Here is a 17238-nt window from a genome sequence, read left to right on the forward strand (position 1 = left end):
CCTAGCCGTTCACCCGGGCAACCGCGGGTTTCCGGCCCAGGAACTCGAAGCCCGCGGCCCCAACCTCCTGCACCGACTGGGGCAGCTTCTCGAAATCGGTCCAGAGCGGTGTGCCGCGCAGCGACGGATCGCGCCACAGGTCCACGAGCTCGCCCGTGGAGGCATCCCGGAAGCGCTCGGCGGCTTCGTCGGACACGTTGGTGCGCAGCGCCTGCTCGCACTCCGACGCGAGCCAGCTGACGGTGTGGTTGGGGCAGAAATTCTCCGACACCCGGACGCGCTCGGCTTCGAACTCCCGGAACCACTGCTCCAGCCCGTAGCGGGTGCAATTGAAGAAGTGCCACGGCCTCTCGTGCAGCGGCTGCATGAAGGCGGTGCGAACCAGGATGCGGCCACCGGGCTTCAGCACCCGCAGGAGCTCCGCCGCCACCTTCTGCGGTTCGCGATAGTGCTCGAAGGCGTTCATGACGATCGCGGCGTCGAAGACCTCGTCGTCGAACGGGAGCACGTGGGCGTCCGCAACCACGTCCGTATGCCTGAACAGGCTGTATTCGACCTCGACCACGTTCTCGATCTTCTCCTGCGAGCCTCCGCCGCTGAGATTCAGGACCCATCCCCTGGTGCTCCTTGCGAGCTTCAGGGCTTCGGGCGGCAACGCGTTGCTGACGTGGTCGGCGGGCTTCACCTCGGGCTCGCCGAGTTCCTCGCAAAGAACCGGCCGGCCCTGGACGATGGGCCAGCTCCTCCAGCCGTCCACGGTCACCAGGGCGCCGCGTTCCGCGTCGGCCGCCAGCTTGAGCCCGGTCTTGGGACAGCGAAGTATCGGCAGCAGCGTTTGAAGCCGCGATTTCGCGCCGTCGTCGCCCAGGGCCACTTGCAGGGCCGGCGGTTTGCGGGCAAGCCGCTCGTCGATCAGCGACACCCAGGGATGCTGGGCCTTGAAGTTCTCGATCAGGCGGCGATAGTTCTGTGGAACCGTCGTCTCGGCCTTGATCATCGAGCCCGCATGCACGCGGTAGTCCGCGAGCGTTTGCGCTTCCCAGAATCCGCGCTGGCCCTGCTCCGCGAGCCGGCACCAGAAGTCGTAGTCCTCCCAACCGTGGCGAACGTGGTTGTAGCCGCCGACGATCGCCCACGCCTCCTTCGAGACCAGCGCCATCGCATCGACGTAGTTGCCGGCCACGAAGCGCTGCGGCTCGTAGCGGGCGTCGCCGAGCATCGCGCTGGAGGCGCCGAAGTGCTGGATGGTCGGGTAGACGAATGCCACGCGCTCGGCACGGATGGCGCGGCGCAGTTCCTCGCAGCATTTCGGGCGCAGCCGGTTGTCCGCATCCAGGGGCAGCACGTAGGGACTGTCCGCCAGGTTGAAGGCCGCATTCCGCGTCAGGCCCAGGCCGCAGTTCGACTCGTGCCGGGCGACCACGACGCGGTTGAAGCGGCTGGCGTGCTGACGGACCCATGCCAGCACGGTATTCAGCGAACCATCGGTCGAACAGTCGTCCACCACCACCAGGTCCAGTACCGCCAGCGTCTGGGCGCGAACGGATTCCAGCGCCTCGACGATGAAGTGCTCGTAGTTGTAGAGCGGAATGACGACCGAGACGTCCGAAGACTCGCCCGCGTCGGCCCTGTGTTCGAACAGCACTTTCAGCGGCATCAGGCTGGGGCGGGGAACCGGCGCCGAGCGTACGCGCGCATCGAGCGCGAAGGCCCGCGCGGCCAGGGCGTCGCCTTGCAGCTGGTCGAGCACCCGGCCGAACTGCGTGGCCCGCTTCAGCGGGCCATACGAGGCCATGGCGCGCCAAAAGGCGGCCGAGCCGAGGCTGGCTCTGCGCTCGGGGTCCGACACAAGGGTCCAAAGGTAGTGGTACCAGTCGTCGGCGCTGGTGGCCAGAAAGCCTGAAACGCCGTGCTCGATCGCCCGCCTGAACGGGCCGGTCGGGGAAGCGATGGTGGGAACGTCGACCAGCGCGGCTTCGAAGAATTTCAGTTCGCTCTTGGCCTCGCAGAACGGGTTGCCGAATTCCAGCGGCGCGATGTTGATGTCGAAGCGCGCTATTTCGCGCGGCAGCGTTTCCAGGGTCTGGAAGGGCCGCCATTCGATGCGGTGCTCCAGGCCGGCCATCGCCGGGTATTCCTCCACGTCGACCAGGCGCATGCCGGATTCGGTCTGGAAGAGCACCAGCCGGCACAGTTCGTTTTCCCGCAGCACGCGCGCAATCGCCTCGATGGCGAGCCCCAGGTCGCGCTGGTGCGTTCGCGATCCGCCGGCATAGCCGATCCGCACCAGGTTGTCGGTCCGCGCGCTGCGCCACTGTCTCGCGCTGCGCCTGGAGAGCTCGAAGGTCTGGTCGTCGAAGCCGTTGAACAGCACATGGGTGGACTTGCCCGCCCAGCGCATGTGGTAGGCCAGCTCCTGGGTGCTGGCAATGCACACGTCGGCCGCGAGCATGGCGCGGCGCACGCTGGCGAAGAGCTCCCGCACCGCCGCTTCCGGATGGGCGTTGGACCGGATGCCGTCGATCACCTTGGTGTCGGCCAGGTCCGGCTCGATCATCAGGTCGTCGATGTCGAACACCACCTTCTTGCCTAGTGCATGCATCAGCCCGATGGCTTTTTCGAGGGCGGGGCTCCACTGGGTGCGCCAGAGAATCATCACGTCGTGCCGCGAGGTCAGCTCGAGCCGCGCCTCGAGTTCTTCCTGCCGGATCCACTCCGCCGGGACGCCGTTCATCTTTGCCGCTTCGATGTAGCGCGCGACCCGGTACAGATGGCCGGGCGTATCCGCCTCGCCGGAAACGTAGAAGATCGAGAACACCCGGCTCGGCAACGCAGGAACGGGGAGCGGTTCTTCTGCGTCGTCGCTTCCGAGCAGGCCGGCGCGCCGGCCCTCTCTCGCGCCGACCAGCGTGTAGTGAAGCAGCGGATTGAAGCCCGCCGCGTCCGCGTAGCGCGCCGCGTAGTCGGTGCCGGAAAACCACGGGCCGGGTTCGCGCCCTTCGGCCGCGCCGTGGGTGACGTAGTGTTCCGCGGGGTCCGTGCCGGCCGACGCGACGTCGGGATAGGTCTTCAGATACCAGTCGCGGTCGAAGTAGGGCGAGAACCGGACGGTCTCCACGGCCGCCAGGTCGATGGGCCTGCCGGAAAAGCGCGAAGCGAGCAGCCGCAGCCGCCTGCGCACCTTGGCCTTCACGCTCAGGGACGGATCGACCCGCAGGCGCGTGAAGCGCTCCATCAGCGATTCGACCCGGTCTTCCTTCCGGTCGGCAAGACTTTTCCAGGCCAGCGCGGTGCGCTGCTGCAGGCTCTTGGCTTCGCTGGTCTCGTTCAGGTCGTCGCGGGCCTTGTTCAGGTCGGTGGCCAATTGCGTCACGACATTCCGAAGCTCGGCCACGCGCCTGTTCGCCTGCTCGTGGGCGAAGCCCGTCGCGCGGGCGGCGGCTTCGGCCTGGGCGGCCTTCGCCTGCGCATCGCCGGCTTGCTTGTTCAGGTCTTCCAGCTGGGCGGCCTTGTGGGCCACCTCCTGGGACAAGGCGTCCACCCTGCCTTCGGCGTTGGCGCGGGCCTCGGCCTCGGCGGCGCGTGCTGCCGCCACCTGGGCCAGTTCCGCTTCCACCGGCGCGCGCAGGGCATTGGCCTCATGGATGCGCTGATGCAGTTCGGCCGACCCGAGCTGTTCGCGCGTGGTGACGAACCAGCGCGTTCCGAGATGCGCAAAGCGCGCCCTGGCGGCATCCGCCCGTTCGGGTTCGAGGTTGCACAACGCCATGGCGGCGGCAGGCGCGCGGTCTCCCACGGCCAGCACGCCGAGCCCGTGGCCGTGCAGGAACTCGAAGGAGGGATAGTGCCGCGCCTGCTCGGCAAAGAACCGGAAGACGCCGAAATTGCCGCTGCGCACGTTGGTGTCGTGGAACAGGACCACGGCCTTGTCCGACAGCTTGGGAAGCCAGGTCTCGAAGTCGTGCTTGACCGCCTCGTAGGTATGGAAGCCGTCGATGTGCAGCAAGTCGATGGAGCCGTCGGCGAAGTACGGCAGGGCGTCGTCGAAGGTGGACTTGAGGAGCTCGGAGAAGGCGCTGAAGTGCTTGTCGTGGAAGTCGCGAAGCTCGTGATAGACCTGCGCGTCGAAATGCCCCGCATGCTCGTCTCCGGCCCAGGTGTCCACGGCGTAGCAGCGCGTCGCCGACTTGAGCCGGGCGACGGCCTCGCAGAACGCCGCATACGACACGCCGTTGTGCGTGCCCAGCTCCACCAGCAGGCCTGGCCTGCATGCGGCCACGATCCAGAACGCGAACGGCGTGTGGGTCCACCAGGCGCTCGCCTTGCCGAGCAGGTGCGGCGTCCAGAAGAGGGGGTCCAGCACCGGGTGCGTCAGCACGTCGAGCGACTTGTCGACCGTCGGAAGAATGAGGGTGGGTTCTTTCATTGTGTGTTCCTGCCCGGACGAGTCCGGGCCTCCGCTAGAGAGTCGATGAAACCGCGGCGTCAGCGCGCGAGCTGCCATTGCCGGCCGACGTTGGGGGCCAGGTGCGCGCCGGTGAGCCAGTCCAGCAGGACATTCGGGTTGTGATAGGGGTCGTGCTCGAAGCGATCGATCCACTTGGTGCTGGCGTGCGTCTGCTCGCGCTGCGCCCGTTCCTGCTTCTCTTCGGAAACGTGGTCATGTCCGCGCGAGGCGCTTTCGAGGTGCAGCAGGGAGGCAAACGGCGTGCAGATGTTGCGGTAGCCCGCATCGTTCACCTTCAGGCACAGGTCGACGTCGTTGTAGGCCACCGGCAGGTGCTCGCTGTCGAATCCGCCCACCTGCTCGAACACCGAACGGCGAACCGCCAGGCAGGCTCCCGTGACCGCCAGATAGTCGCGCGTGCCCGCAAGCCGCCCGTCCACGCCGGTATCGGTGGCGCCATCGGTGCGGCAGACATGCATCGCCAACGGCCCGCGCTGCAGGATGACGCCGGCGTGCTGGACCGTGCCGTCGCCGTACAGGAGCTTGGCGCCGACGCAGCCGATGTCCGGCCGCATGACTTCGCCGACCATCTCCCTCAGCCATCCGCCATCCAGTATCTCGATGTCGTTGTTCAGGAAGAGCAGCACCTCTCCGGTCGAGGCTTGCACGCCCACGTTGTTGATGGTCGAGAAATTGAACGGGCCAGGCACGCGGAGCACGCTGACGCGGGGGTCTGCGCGCAGCTCGGCGAAGAGGGACAGGGTTGCCGGCTCGATGCTGTCGTTGTCGAGGATGAGGACTTCGAAATCCGGATAGTCGGTTTTCTGCAGCAGCCCGTCCAGGCAGGTCTTCACCAGATTGGCACGGTCCCGCGTCGGCACCAGGATGCTCACCCGCGGGGCGGGGCTGGGCAGCGGGCGGCGGACATGGTTGACGAACTCCGCGATCGGCGACGGCAGCACATCGACCGCCACACCCGATTGCCGGAAGGCTGCTTCTGCCGCCACCCGCCTGGCCGCCGCCGCATGGGCCTCGACGGCGTGCCGGGTGTCGCCCGCGTCCATGATCGGCGGGACCTGCCGGTGATACAGCACCGATGGAATATGGAGGACCTGGCTGCAGTGCAGCGACATGGCCACCCTGCAGTGCAGGTCGTAGCTGGCGGCCGGCTCGAATCCGGCACGAAAGCCTCCCGCCTCCAGGACGTTGGCGCGCTTCATCACGCACAGGCCGTCCAGCAGGTCGAAGCCGAGCTGCGCTTCCGGATCCCATGCCGACTTGAAGCGCGGCTTGCATCGCGTCTCGTCCTGGGCGATCCAATCCTCGTCCGCATAGATGACGGCCGCATCCGGCCATTTCGCGAGCGTGAACTGGATGGACGACACGGCCTGCGGCGCGAGCCGGTCGCCCGCGAGGATCACGCCGAACCAGGTCTCGGCCGTGTGCTCGAGCGCGAGCTGCTGCAGCTCGCGCAGGCTTGCCGGCGCACTCGCGGCCACGAGGCGCACGTGGATCGAATCGCGAACGAACGAGAGCGCGTGGGTGACCGCTTCCGCGCGCGACGGGGTGCATGCCACCACCACGTCGAACCGCTGGCACAACTGTGCCGAGAGCGAAGCCAGCGTGCTGCGCAATGCGTTGTCGCTGCCGCTGTCCGCGATGGCGAAGGTGACGCCGTCGCGGTACGGAAGATTCTCCAGCTCCGCGCGAAGCGTCGGCTGTTCTGCCTCGTGGCGGGATGCTTCTGCGTGTGTCCACGCACGGTAGGCGGCATCGGTGAACGGTGAGAACCGGCACGCCGCGGCCCATTGAGCGTATCGCGCTTGATCGATAGGCAAATCATTCCCCCTACTCTGCAAGAGATGGCACAAACCATGGGGCTGCCGGCATGCAGAGCCCCCATCAATTCAGAATAGCGATGGGAAAGATCGGTTGGGTAACGATCCGATTAACATTTGTTGCGAGCCGGTTCTCGCGTGTGCATTCGTTACCTGACCAGAAGCCCCCGGGGCGTCTTTCCGGAGGCTCTGCCGGAGCGGTCAGCGAGCGGCCTGTGGCCTTTCGTATCCGTTCGGATTGCCTTGCTGCCACCGCCAGCTGTCAGTGCACATCTGGTCGAGCCCGCGGTGCGCGCGCCAGCCCAACGTGGCCTCTGCAAGCGACGGATCGCCCCAGTACGCGGGCACGTCGCCGGGCCGGCGCGGACCGATCTCGTAAGGCAGCGGACGCCCGCTCGCGCGCTCGAAGGCATGCACCACCTCCAGCACGGAGGCGCCGCGGCCTGTGCCGAGGTTCAGCGTGACCAGCCCGGCATGGCCTTGCGCATGGCGCAGGGCTGCCACATGCCCTTCGGCGAGGTCCATCACATGCACGTAATCGCGCACGCCGGTGCCGTCGGGCGTGGGGTAGTCGTTGCCGTGGATGAGCAGCTTCTCGCGCTGCCCCACGGCCACCTGGCACACGAATGGCATCAGGTTGTTCGGCTTGCCCTGCGGGTGTTCGCCGATGAGCCCGCTTTCATGGGCGCCGACCGGGTTGAAATACCGCAAGAGCGCAATGCGCCAGCCGGGCTGGGCGCGATGCAGGTCGGCCAGCGCTTCTTCCACCATGCGCTTGGAGCGCCCGTAAGGGTTGGCCGGCCTGCAGGGCGCGTGTTCCGGAATGGGCGAGTGGTCGGGTTCGCCGTACACGGTGGCCGACGATGAAAAGATCAGTGTCCGCACGCCCGCCTGCTCCATGGCCGAGGCGAGCACGAGGCTGCCGTGCACGTTGTTGTCGTAGTAGGTGAGCGGGTCGGCCACCGAGTCGCCGACGGCCTTGAGGCCCGCAAAGTGAATTACGGCCGAAAAGTTTTCTTCGCCCAGCACGCGGTCGAGCAGGGCCCGGTCGCGCACGTCGCCCTCGATCAGCCGCGGGGCGCTGCCGGTGATCTGCTGCAACCGCTCCAATACCCGGATGTCGCTGTTGCCCAGATTGTCGAGAATCACCGGTGTGTATCCGGCGGTGGCCAGCGCGACGCAGGTGTGGCTGCCAATGAAACCTGCACCACCCGTCACCAGAACGCTTTTTGGGGCCATGAGAACTCTTGCTTGGTTGAATGAGCCGATTCTGTACGAGCTTTCCCGGGGCTGGTTTGCGCGCGCTCACTGCGCGGCCCTGTGCGAGAATCAATTGATTACATCTTTGCACGCGCTTCCATGCAGAACGAAGAGACAAGCTATCCCGGCATAGAAACCCAGACCGAGACGCTGACACCCGTCGCGCCGGTCCGAAAACGCCCCAAGCCCGGGGAGCGGCGCGTGCAGATCCTGCAGGCGCTGGCCGCCATGCTCGAGCAGCCCGGCGCCGAGCGGGTAACGACCGCGGCACTGGCTGCGCGGCTCGACGTCAGCGAAGCCGCGCTCTACCGCCACTTCGCGAGCAAGGCCCAGATGTTCGAGGGCCTGATCGACTTCATCGAGCAGAGCGTCTTCACGCTGGTCAACCAGATTCTCGAGCGCGAAGGCGCGACGGGGGCCCAGCAGGCCGCAAAAATTCTCACGCTGCTCGTGCAGTTTGCCGAGCGCAACCCCGGCATGACGCGCGTCATGGTGGGCGACGCGCTGGTGTTCGAGAACGAGCGGCTCCAGCAGCGCATGAACCAGTTCTTCGACAAGATCGAAGCCACCCTGCGCCAGGTGCTGCGCGGGGCGGCCGCCGCGGACGGCTCGGCCACCCCGAGCGTGGATGCGCAGGTGCGCGCCGCCGCGCTCACGGCCTTCGTGGTCGGGCAGCTGCAGCGCTTCACGCGCTCGGGCTTCCGCCGGGCGCCGTCGGAACACCTCGAAGCCACGATCGCGCTGATCGTCTAGGGCGGCAGGACATCACCGACCGTTCGGTGAGCCACTTCCGCCAGACCGATGCCGACTACGGCGCACGACGCAAGCCGCAGCTGATCCGCGGCGGCAATGGGGTACCCAGGGTACCCCACGGGGCCGGGCAACGCACTCGACTTGCCCGGTTGCGAAGCGTAGGATCAGCGCCCCCTTGCCGCCAAGTCGCGGCGACAAGTTCCGTGTTCGTGTGGCTTCTGAACGGAGGTTCGTATGAGCTATCACCTGGAAGGTCGCCTGCTCGAGGTATGCAACTGCAACGTCCTGTGTCCCTGCTGGATCGGCGAGGACCCTGACAACGGCACCTGCGACACCATCGTCGCGTGGCGCATCGACAAGGGAACCATCGACGGCGTCGACGTCGGCGGCAACACCATCGCGGCCGTGGCGCATGTGCCCGGAAACATCCTCGAAGGCAACTGGACGGCGGCGATCTTCGTCGACGACAACGCCTCCAAGGCGCAGGAAGAGGCGCTGCTCAAGGTCTACACCGGGAAGGCCGGCGGGCCGATCGCCGATCTGGCCGCTCTCATCGGCCAGGTGGTGTCGGTCGAGCGGGCGCCCATCCGCTTCACCGTGAACGAAGGCAAGGGCGAGTTGGAAATCGGCAAGGACTACTACGCCGAACTCGAACCCTACCGCGGCGCGACCGGCGGCCAGACCACGCTGTCGGACACCGTGTTCTCGACGGTTCCGGGCGCGCCGGTGTTCGTCGGCAAGGCCCCCACCTACCGGTCGAAGAACCCCGCCCTCGGTATCGATCTCGACATCAAGAACCACAACGCCCTGCAGAGCACCTTCGTCTTCGACGCATGAACCCGACGGCCGGCTCGCCGCCGCGCAATGTCACCCGCCACCGCCGCGTGTTCCTGCCGGTTCTCGTCGCGCTGGTCACGCTCGCGTGGCTGGCGTTGTGGGCCTGGGCGCGCAGCCCTTATGGACGCTATCTCGAGCACGGCGACTGGACCGTCTCGGGGCCGGCCGCGTTCCTGTGCCAGGCCATTCCCGCCGGCGGCGTGATCGTGCCCGCGGTCCTCTATGCGGTGGCGTGGATCCTCATGACAATGGCCATGATGCTGCCGACCACGCTGCCGCTGTTCAACGCCTTCGACCGCCTGACCGCGGGGCGGCCGGACCATGCGCGCCTGCTCGTGCTGCTGGGGCTCGGCTATGTGGCCGTGTGGGGTGCCTTCGGGCTGCTGGCGCACGGCCTCCACAGCGCGGTGCTGGCGCTGCTCGCCAGCGCGCCCACGCTGGCCTGGCACGGCTGGGTGATCGGCGCCGCGACCATTGCGCTGGCCGGCGCCTTCCAGTTCAGCCGCCTCAAGCACCGCTGCCTGGAAAAGTGCCGCACGCCGCTCAGCTTTGTCATCGAGCACTGGCGGGGCCACGCGCAAGCCCGCCATGCGTTCGCGCTGGGCACGCACCACGGCCTGTTCTGCGTCGGCTGCTGCTGGGCGCTGATGCTGCTGATGTTCGCGCTCGGCACCGGCAGCCTCGGCTGGATGCTTCTGCTGGCCGCCGTCATGGCGCTGGAAAAGAACGTTCCCTGGGGCCACCGCCTGAGCGCACCGCTCGGGTTCGCGCTGCTGGGCTGGGCCGTCTTCATGGTGGCAACGCATGTCTGAAGCCATTTCCGAAGCGCGCCGCGCGCCGTCCACCCTGCAGACCGTGGCCCTCACCGCGGTGGCCATGGTCGCGTTCGCGGCCAATTCGCTGCTGTGCCGGCTGGCGTTGCAGCAGCGGGGCATCGATCCGGCCAGTTTCGGCAGCATCCGGCTGGTTTCCGGTGCGCTCACGCTCGCGCTGGTCGTGCAGTTCCGGGCACGGCCTGCTTTGCCCGGCCATGCCGACTGGCTCGCGGCGGCCATGCTGTTCGCCTACGTGGCCTTCTTTTCCTTCGCGTACCTCAGCCTCTCCGCGGGCACGGGCGCGCTGATCCTGTTCGGCGCGGTGCAGCTCACGATGCTGGGCGCAGGCCTGGGCTCCGGCGAGCGCTTCGGGCCCGTGGCATGGCTCGGCTTCGTGCTGGCGGCCGGCGGGCTCGTCTACCTGGTGCTGCCGGGCGTCGCGGCGCCGCCGCTGCTCGGCGCCGTGCTGATGGCCATCGCCGGCGTGGCGTGGGGCGTGTATTCGCTGCGCGGCCGTGGCGTGCCCGATCCGCTGGCCGCCACGGGCCGCAACTTCGCGCGGGCCGTGCCGCTGGCCCTGGCGCTGAGCCTTGCCTTCGTGATGCGCGCCCATGCGGATGCGACCGGCGTCGCGCTGGCCGTGGCTTCCGGCGCATTGACCTCGGGCCTGGGCTATGTCGTCTGGTATGCGGCGCTGGCCCGTCTTTCGGCGATGCAGGCGGCCACCGTGCAGCTGTCGGTGCCGCTCCTGGCTGCGTTCGGCGGCGTGCTGCTGCTGTCGGAGGCGATCACGCCGCGGCTGGCCGCCGCCTCGGTGGCCATTCTGGGCGGCATTGCGATCGTGCTGAGCCAGAAGTCGCGCAACGCGCGCCGCTAGAAGCGCCGGCCTTTACGCGACGGCAACAGCCACGCCCACCTTCGTTCCGGCCGCGACGATCTCGCCCCAGGTCGCATCGTCCAGCCAGATGCCGTCGCGCTCGCGCGCCGCGCGTGCAGCGCGCTCCGGTTCGCCGGCGATCTGCACCCGGTCGAAGCCGGCGCCCGGTGGGCTTTGGCGCAGCCAGTCGACGAAGGCGGTCGCTTCCCGGGCGAAGCTGTCCTGGGTTCCCAGTTTGGCGGGGTCGATCAGGATGGTCAGCATGCCGTTGAGCACCGTGCGGGCGGTGTCGGCCGGGCGGTGCCAGGTCCCGCCGCCGGTGAGCGCGCCGCCCAGCAGCTCGCAGGCCATCGCCATGCCATAGCCCTTGTGCTCGCCGAAGGTCATGAGCGCGCCGAACAGGCCGTTGGCCTGCGGCACCACCACCACGCCCGGGTCGTTGGTGGGCGCGCCGCGCTCGTCGATCAGGTAGCCGTCGGGCACCCGCTCGCCCTTGTTGTGGGCGACGCGCATCTTGCCCTGGGCCACGCGGCTGGTCGCGAAATCGAGCAGGAAAGGCTCGGCCCCCGCCAGCGGAATGCCGATGCAGCACGGGTTGGTGCCGAAGCGCCCGTCGCCGCCGCCCCACGGCGCCACCACGGGCCGCGACAGCACGTTGACGAAGTGCATCGAGACCAGGCCTTCGGCCGTCGCCATCTCGGCGAAGTGCCCGATGCGGCCCAGGTGGTGCGCATTCGCGAGCGTGAAGATGCAGCTGCCGTGCTGCTTCGCCCGCTCGATGCCGAGCGCCATGGCCTGCACGCCGACGATCTGGCCATAGCCATGCTGGCCGTCGAGCGCGAGCAGCGTGCCGATGTCGGCATTGACCTTGACCGACGCATTGGGCACGAGGCCGCCCTCGGCCACCGCATCGACATAGCGCGGCAGCATGCCCACGCCGTGCGAGTCATGGCCGCTCAGGTTGGCCAGCACCAGGTTGGCGGCCACCTGCGCGGCCTCGGCCGGCGTGCTGCCGGCGGCTTCGAGGATGCGGGCGCATTGCGATCGCAGAACGGAGGAGGAAAGGGTTTGGGGCATAGGTTCCTTACATCACCGCGCCGACTTGCCACGGCACGAATTCGTTCTGGCCGTAGCCATGCTTTTCGCTCTTCGACGGCTCGCCCGACGCGGTGGCCAGCACCAGCTCGAAGATGCGCTGGCCCATCTCCTGGATCGACGACGTGCCGTCCACGATCGCTCCGCAGTTGATGTCCATGTCCTCTTCCTGCCGCTGCCACAGCGCCGAGTTGGTCGCGAGCTTGAGCGAAGGAGAGGGCGCGCAGCCGTAGGCCGAGCCGCGCCCGGTCGTGAAGCAGATGACGTTCGCGCCGCCCGCGACCTGCCCGGTGGCGCTCACCGGGTCGTAGCCCGGCGTGTCCATGTAGACGAAGCCGTGCGCCGTGACCGGCTCGGCGTATTCGTACACCGCCTCGAGGTTGCTGGTGCCGCCCTTGGCCACCGCGCCGAGCGACTTTTCGAGGATGGTCGTCAGGCCGCCCGCCTTGTTGCCCGGCGAGGGGTTGTTGTTCATCTCGCCTTCGTTGATCTCGGTGTAGTGCTCCCACCACTTGATGCGGTCCACCAGCTTCTGGCCGACCTCGCGCCTGACGGCGCGGCGCGTGAGCAGATGCTCGGCGCCATAGACCTCGGGCGTCTCGCTCAGGATGGCTGTGCCGCCGTGCGCCACCAGCAGGTCGACTGCTGCACCGAGGGCAGGGTTGGCGCTGATGCCGGAGTACCCGTCCGAGCCGCCGCACTGCAGCCCGATCGTGATGTGCGCCGCGCTGCACGGCTCGCGCTTGACCGCATTGGCGCGCGGCAGCATCTCGTTGATCAGCGCAATGCCTTTCTCCACCGTCTTGCGCGTGCCGCCGGTGTCCTGGATGTTGAAGGTGCGGAAGTTCTCGCCCTCGGCCAGGTGGCCGGTCGCGAGCCAGGCGTTGATCTGGTTCGCCTCGCAGCCCAGGCCCACCACCAGCACGCCCGCGAAGTTCGGGTGCGTGGCATAGCCCGTGAGCGTGCGCTCCAGGATCTGCATGCCCATGCCCTGCGTGTCCATGCCGCAGCCCGTGCCATGGGTGAGAGCGACGATGCCGTCGACGTTCGGGTAGTCGGCCAGCGCCGACGGATTGGTCTTGCGCGAGAAGTGGTCGGCAATGGCGCGCGCCGCGGTGGCCGAGCAGTTCACGCTCGTGAGCACGCCGATGTAGTTGCGCGTGGCCACGCGGCCGTCGGCCCGCCTGATGCCCATGAACGTGGCCTCGCGCTTCGCGGGCGCCGGCTTCACGTCGGCGCCGAAGGCGTAGTCGCGTTCGAAGTCGCCCTTGTCGGGGCCCATGTCGAGGTTGTGCGTGTGCACGTGCTCGCCGGCCGCAATGGGCTTGCTCGCGAAGCCGATGATCTGGTTGTAGCGGCGCACCGGTTCGCCGACGGCAATGGCGTGCGTCGCCACCTTGTGCCCGGCGGGAATCAGGCCGCGCACGGCGAAGTCTTCGACCTTGGCGCCGCCGACCAGCTGGCTGCGCGCGATCACGACGTCGTCGGCCGGATGCAGGCGAATGAAGGGATTCATCGTGGAACTCGTGTTGTGTTGGGATCAGAAGAACATTTTCGGGAGCCAGAGTACCAATGAAGGTACATAGGTGATCACGACCAGCGCCAGCAGCAGCGGAATGAGCCACGGCAGGATCGCCATCGTCGTGCGCTCGAAACTCAGGCCCGCCACGCGCGCCAGCACGAACAGCACCATGCCCATCGGCGGATGCAGCAGGCCGATCATCAGGTTCAGCACCATCACCAGGCCGAAGTGGATCGGGTTCACGCCCAGCTGCGTGGCAATCGGCAGCAGGATCGGCACCAGGATGGTGATGGCGGCCGTGGGCTCCAGGAAGCAACCCACGAACAGCATCAGCAGGTTGGCCAGCAGCAGGAACACCCAGGCTTCCTTGGTGAAGCCCAGCACCCAGCTCGCGATGTCGGTGGTCACGCCGGTGGCGGTGAGCATCCAGCCGAAGATCGACGCGGCTGCCACGATGAACAGCACGGTGGACGTGGTCTCGATGGTGTCGAGGCAGACCTTGACGAACATTTTCCACGACAGCGTCTTGTACCAGCCGAAGCCCAGGATCATCGCCCACACGCAGGCGGCAATCGCGCCCTCGGTGGGTGTGAACAGGCCCGTGCTCATGCCGCCGATCAGCAGCACCGGCGTCATGATCGGCAGCAGCGCTTCGAACTTGAAGATCCTGTCCAGCACGAACAGCGACGCCAGCCCCGCAAACACCGTGAGTTGCGGCGGCGCGCCCAGCTTCGAAACCAGCAGCCACAGCATGAGCGGCCAGCCGATCACCACGGCAAGCTCGCACATGGCCTTGAAGAAGCGCGTGCTCGAGAACTTGACGTCGCCGCCCCAGCCGTTGCGATGCGCGAAGTAGGCCACCGTGAGCATCATCAGGATGGCCAGCAGCGCGCCAGGCAGGATGCCCGCGAGGAACAGCGCCCCCACCGACACGTTGGCCATCATCCCGTAGATCACGAAGGGCAGGCTGGGCGGAATGATCGGGCCCAGCGTGGCCGACGCAGCCGTCACGCCCACGGCAAACTCGGTCGAATAGCCGTGCTCCTTCATCGCCTTGATCTCGATGGTGCCCAGGCCCGCGGCATCGGCAATGGCGGTGCCGCTCATGCCCGCGAAGATCACCGAGCCGAGCACGTTCACATGGCCCAGCCCGCCCTTGAGCCAGCCCACCAGCGCGAGCGCGAAGTTGTAGATGCGGGTGGTGATGCCCGCGTTGTTCATCAGGTTGCCGGCCAGGATGAAGAAGGGCACCGCCAGCAGCGGAAAGCTGTCGATGCCGCTCACCATGCGGTGGATCACGACGAAGGGCGGCAGGCTGCCGCTCACCACGATGTAGGCCAGCGAGGCGCCGGCCATGGCCACGGCCACCGGAATGCCGCCGGCCATGAAGACAAGGAAGAATATTTTCAGCATGCAGTTGTTCTCTTCGGGCTCATCAGCGGTCGGCCAGCGTGGACTCGGGACGTTCGAGCACGCTGTAGCCGCGCTTCCAGTGGATGCGCGCCACCTGGACCGAGCGCCAGGTCATCGCGATGAAGCCGAACAGGCACAGGCCGTAGACGATGTTCATCGGCGCATCGACGATGGTCATGCGCGTGGTGTTGCCGATCTTCAGCATCATCTGCACCGTCATGACCACGGCCGCGGCAAAGAACACGGTGCGCAGCACGTCGACCGCGCGCGACATCCAGCGGCCCATGGCCGCCGGCATGTGGCGATAGAAGAAGTCGACCTGGATCTGGTTGTTCTTCGCGACCCCGATGGCGGCGCCGATGAAGACCACCGCGATCAGCATGTAGCGCGCCACCTCCTCGGTCCACGCGGCCGAGTCGTTCATCACGTAGCGCGTGACGAACTGGTAGAACACCGTGAGCGCGAGCATCCAGAAGATCGCGAGCGCGATCCAGCCTTCGGCGATGGTGTGGGAAAGGTCGACGACCTCGTCTTCCGCGTGGAAATGCCCTTCGTCGTCGATGATCTTCGGTTCAGTCATGCCGGCGCCTGGGGGGTTACTTGATCGCAACGATGCGGTCGTAGTCCTGCTGGCGGTAGCCGTGGTCCGTGGGCTTGGTGTTCTTCAGCACAGCTTCGCGGAACGCGGTCTTGTCCACGGTGATCACGTTGTTGCCGCGCTTCTTGAACTCCTCGGTCAGGCGGATTTCCGAGGCGATGATGTCGCGGCCGGTCTTTTCGGCGGCCTCCTGCATCACGTCGGCGAAGATCTTCTTCTCGTCGGCCGAGAGCTTGCCCCACAGCTGGCCGGAGACCACGGTCAGCAGCGAGTCGACGATGTGGCCCGTGAGCGAGATGTTCTTCTGCACCTCGAAGAACTTCTTGGCCTCGATGGTGGGCAGCGGATTCTCCTGCGCATCGACCGTGTTGTTCTGCAGCGCAAGATAGACCTCGGCGAACGCGATGGGCGTGGCGTTGGCGCCCAGGGCCTTGGGGAAGGCCAGGTACGCTGGTGCGTCGGGCACGCGGATCTTCAGGCCTTTCATGTCTTCGGGCTTGGTCACCGGCCTGGCGGCGCTCGATGTGACATGGCGCGCGCCGTAGTAGTTGAGCGCGGTGATGTGGTTACCGCTCTTTTCGTCGTAGCCCTTGGCAAGCTCCTGGAAGACGTCGCTCTTGGCGTACTTCAGCAGATGCTCCGCATCGCGGAAGATGAACGGAAAGTAGGTCACGGCCAGCGGCTTGTAGGTGTTGCCTGCAAAGCTGGCGCCGGTCAGGACGATGTCGACCGTGCCGAGCGTCAGGCCCTGGTTGATGTCCGACTCCTTGCCCAGGCTGGAGGCCGGGAACACCTGGATGTCGTACTTGCCGTTGGTGCGCTTCTTGATTTCTTCCGCAGCCCACACCGAGTACTTGTGGAACGGCTCGGAGGTTTCGTAGACGTGCGCCCACTTGAGCTTGGTCTGCGCGCCGGCGATGCCAGCCGTGCCCAGCGCGGTGGCCGTCAGGGCGCAGGCGGCGATGGCTTTGAGGATATGGCGTTTGCTGTTCATCGGTTTGTCTCCGTTGTAGTGATGGGGTGAAGAAGTCGCTGGCGGTTCAGGACGAGGCTTTTTTCGCGCGGCGCCAGCTCGCGCTGAATCGTTGGTGCGAGTTGTCCATGTGGGCGTGCATGGCGGCGCGCGCGGCCTCGGCATCGCGCGCCGCCACGGCGTCGCGGATGGCCTCGTGCTCGGCGATGGCCGAGCGCCAGGAGGCCACCGTTTCGAAGTAGCCGCCCAGGCGCGTGAAGATCGGTCCGTTGCGGGAATCCCAGAAGTTCTGCACCGTTTCCACCAGCACGGCGTTGCCGCCGGCGTTGACGATGGCCACGTGGAATTCGCGGTCGCCTTCGAGCGGCAGTATTTCGCGGTCGGCGAGCCCGCGCATCGTTTCGATGGCGCGGCTCATGGCGTCGATGTCCTTGCGCTTGCCCACGGTGGCCGCGATGGCCGCGGTTTCGCCCTCGATCACGCGGCGTGCGCGAATCAGTTCCAGCGGGCCCCATTCGGTAGGCGCCACCGGCTTGCTCGCGCGATGCGACCGGTCGAGCACATACACGCCCGAGCCCGTGCGAACCTCGACCCAGCCCTCGACCTCGAGCGCGATCAGCGCCTCGCGCACCGAGGGCCGGCTCACGCCGAGCTGCTTGGCCAGGTCGCGCTCGGCCGGCAGCCGCGCGCCGACCGCGAACTCGCCCTTGCGGATCAGCCCTCGGAGCTGGTCGGCAATCTGGCGGTACAGGCGCTGGGGTTCGACGGTCTGGAGCGGCACGATGGCGATGGTTAAGGGTTGTCCTGAAT

General features: G+C 67.2%; 13 protein-coding genes. 4 read left to right on the plus strand and 9 right to left on the minus strand.

Going from position 1 to position 17238, the window contains the following annotated elements:
- Position 1: 1 nt before the first annotated feature.
- The 3 genes from VAPA_RS04130 to galE form a co-directional block, all read right to left on the minus strand.
- Positions 2–4426 (minus strand): class I SAM-dependent methyltransferase, encoded by a 4425-nt coding sequence (locus VAPA_RS04130; RefSeq protein WP_021005507.1) that lies wholly within the window; start codon positions 4424–4426, stop codon positions 2–4.
- 59 nt (positions 4427–4485) lie between these two features.
- The gene (locus VAPA_RS04135) at positions 4486–6285 is read right to left on the minus strand and encodes a glycosyltransferase family 2 protein (protein WP_021005508.1); all 1800 of its coding nucleotides are present in this window, start codon (positions 6283–6285) and stop codon (positions 4486–4488) included.
- A 201-nt stretch (positions 6286–6486) separates the two neighbouring features.
- Positions 6487–7524: a UDP-glucose 4-epimerase GalE gene (galE, locus tag VAPA_RS04140; RefSeq protein WP_021005509.1), complete on the minus strand. Its 1038-nt coding sequence runs from the start codon at positions 7522–7524 to the stop codon at positions 6487–6489.
- Between the two features lie 120 nt (positions 7525–7644).
- Between galE and slmA the strand changes: the two genes are divergently transcribed.
- The 4 genes from slmA to VAPA_RS04160 all read left to right on the plus strand — a co-directional run bounded on the left by slmA (position 7645) and on the right by VAPA_RS04160 (position 10827).
- Complete coding sequence (gene slmA, locus VAPA_RS04145) at positions 7645–8298, plus strand: nucleoid occlusion factor SlmA (protein WP_012745930.1); 654 nt, start codon at positions 7645–7647, stop codon at positions 8296–8298.
- Positions 8299–8532: 234 nt separating this feature from the next.
- Positions 8533–9135: a DUF1326 domain-containing protein gene (locus tag VAPA_RS04150; RefSeq protein WP_021005510.1), complete on the plus strand. Its 603-nt coding sequence runs from the start codon at positions 8533–8535 to the stop codon at positions 9133–9135.
- Complete coding sequence (locus tag VAPA_RS04155) at positions 9132–9947, plus strand: DUF2182 domain-containing protein (protein WP_021005511.1); 816 nt, start codon at positions 9132–9134, stop codon at positions 9945–9947. Before VAPA_RS04150 ends, VAPA_RS04155 begins: the two co-directional genes overlap by 4 nt.
- Complete coding sequence (locus VAPA_RS04160; protein WP_021005512.1) at positions 9940–10827, plus strand: DMT family transporter; 888 nt, start codon at positions 9940–9942, stop codon at positions 10825–10827. Before VAPA_RS04155 ends, VAPA_RS04160 begins: the two co-directional genes overlap by 8 nt.
- A gap of 12 nt (positions 10828–10839) precedes the next feature.
- Here VAPA_RS04160 and VAPA_RS04165 read toward each other — a convergent pair whose 3' ends face one another.
- The 6 genes from VAPA_RS04165 to VAPA_RS04190 are packed head-to-tail and all read right to left on the minus strand — an operon-like array spanning position 10840 to position 17209.
- A complete protein-coding gene (locus VAPA_RS04165; protein WP_021005513.1) occupies positions 10840–11904 on the minus strand; it encodes a malate/lactate/ureidoglycolate dehydrogenase in 1065 nt (354 codons plus the stop codon).
- Positions 11905–11911: 7 nt separating this feature from the next.
- Positions 11912–13438 (minus strand): UxaA family hydrolase, encoded by a 1527-nt coding sequence (locus VAPA_RS04170; protein WP_021005514.1) that lies wholly within the window; start codon positions 13436–13438, stop codon positions 11912–11914.
- 24 nt (positions 13439–13462) lie between these two features.
- Positions 13463–14857, minus strand: coding sequence for a TRAP transporter large permease (locus VAPA_RS04175; protein ID WP_021005515.1), 1395 nt, complete (start codon positions 14855–14857; stop codon positions 13463–13465).
- A 22-nt stretch (positions 14858–14879) separates the two neighbouring features.
- A complete protein-coding gene (locus tag VAPA_RS04180) occupies positions 14880–15437 on the minus strand; it encodes a TRAP transporter small permease (protein ID WP_021005516.1) in 558 nt (185 codons plus the stop codon).
- Between the two features lie 16 nt (positions 15438–15453).
- A complete protein-coding gene (locus VAPA_RS04185) occupies positions 15454–16449 on the minus strand; it encodes a sialic acid TRAP transporter substrate-binding protein SiaP (protein ID WP_021005517.1) in 996 nt (331 codons plus the stop codon).
- A gap of 46 nt (positions 16450–16495) precedes the next feature.
- Complete coding sequence (locus VAPA_RS04190; protein ID WP_021005518.1) at positions 16496–17209, minus strand: FadR/GntR family transcriptional regulator; 714 nt, start codon at positions 17207–17209, stop codon at positions 16496–16498.
- Between the last annotated feature and the right edge of the window lie 29 nt (positions 17210–17238).

The sequence above is a fragment of the Variovorax paradoxus B4 genome (genome assembly GCF_000463015.1).
In the GTDB taxonomy this organism is placed as follows: domain Bacteria; phylum Pseudomonadota; class Gammaproteobacteria; order Burkholderiales; family Burkholderiaceae_C; genus Variovorax; species Variovorax paradoxus_E.

Bases quoted from the DNA above. Each gene is read 5' to 3' on its own strand.
- VAPA_RS04130 (WP_021005507.1), bottom strand. From the start codon at position 4,426: ATGAAAGAACCCACCCTCATTCTTCCGACGGTCGACAAGTCGCTCGAC.
- galE (WP_021005509.1), bottom strand. From the start codon at position 7,524: ATGGCCCCAAAAAGCGTTCTGGTGACGGGTGGTGCAGGTTTCATTGGC.
- slmA (WP_012745930.1), top strand. From the start codon at position 7,645: ATGCAGAACGAAGAGACAAGCTATCCCGGCATAGAAACCCAGACCGAG.
- VAPA_RS04150 (WP_021005510.1), top strand. From the start codon at position 8,533: ATGAGCTATCACCTGGAAGGTCGCCTGCTCGAGGTATGCAACTGCAAC.
- VAPA_RS04155 (WP_021005511.1), top strand. From the start codon at position 9,132: ATGAACCCGACGGCCGGCTCGCCGCCGCGCAATGTCACCCGCCACCGC.
- VAPA_RS04160 (WP_021005512.1), top strand. From the start codon at position 9,940: ATGTCTGAAGCCATTTCCGAAGCGCGCCGCGCGCCGTCCACCCTGCAG.
- VAPA_RS04165 (WP_021005513.1), bottom strand. From the start codon at position 11,904: ATGCCCCAAACCCTTTCCTCCTCCGTTCTGCGATCGCAATGCGCCCGC.
- VAPA_RS04170 (WP_021005514.1), bottom strand. From the start codon at position 13,438: ATGAATCCCTTCATTCGCCTGCATCCGGCCGACGACGTCGTGATCGCG.
- VAPA_RS04175 (WP_021005515.1), bottom strand. From the start codon at position 14,857: ATGCTGAAAATATTCTTCCTTGTCTTCATGGCCGGCGGCATTCCGGTG.
- VAPA_RS04180 (WP_021005516.1), bottom strand. From the start codon at position 15,437: ATGACTGAACCGAAGATCATCGACGACGAAGGGCATTTCCACGCGGAA.
- VAPA_RS04185 (WP_021005517.1), bottom strand. From the start codon at position 16,449: ATGAACAGCAAACGCCATATCCTCAAAGCCATCGCCGCCTGCGCCCTG.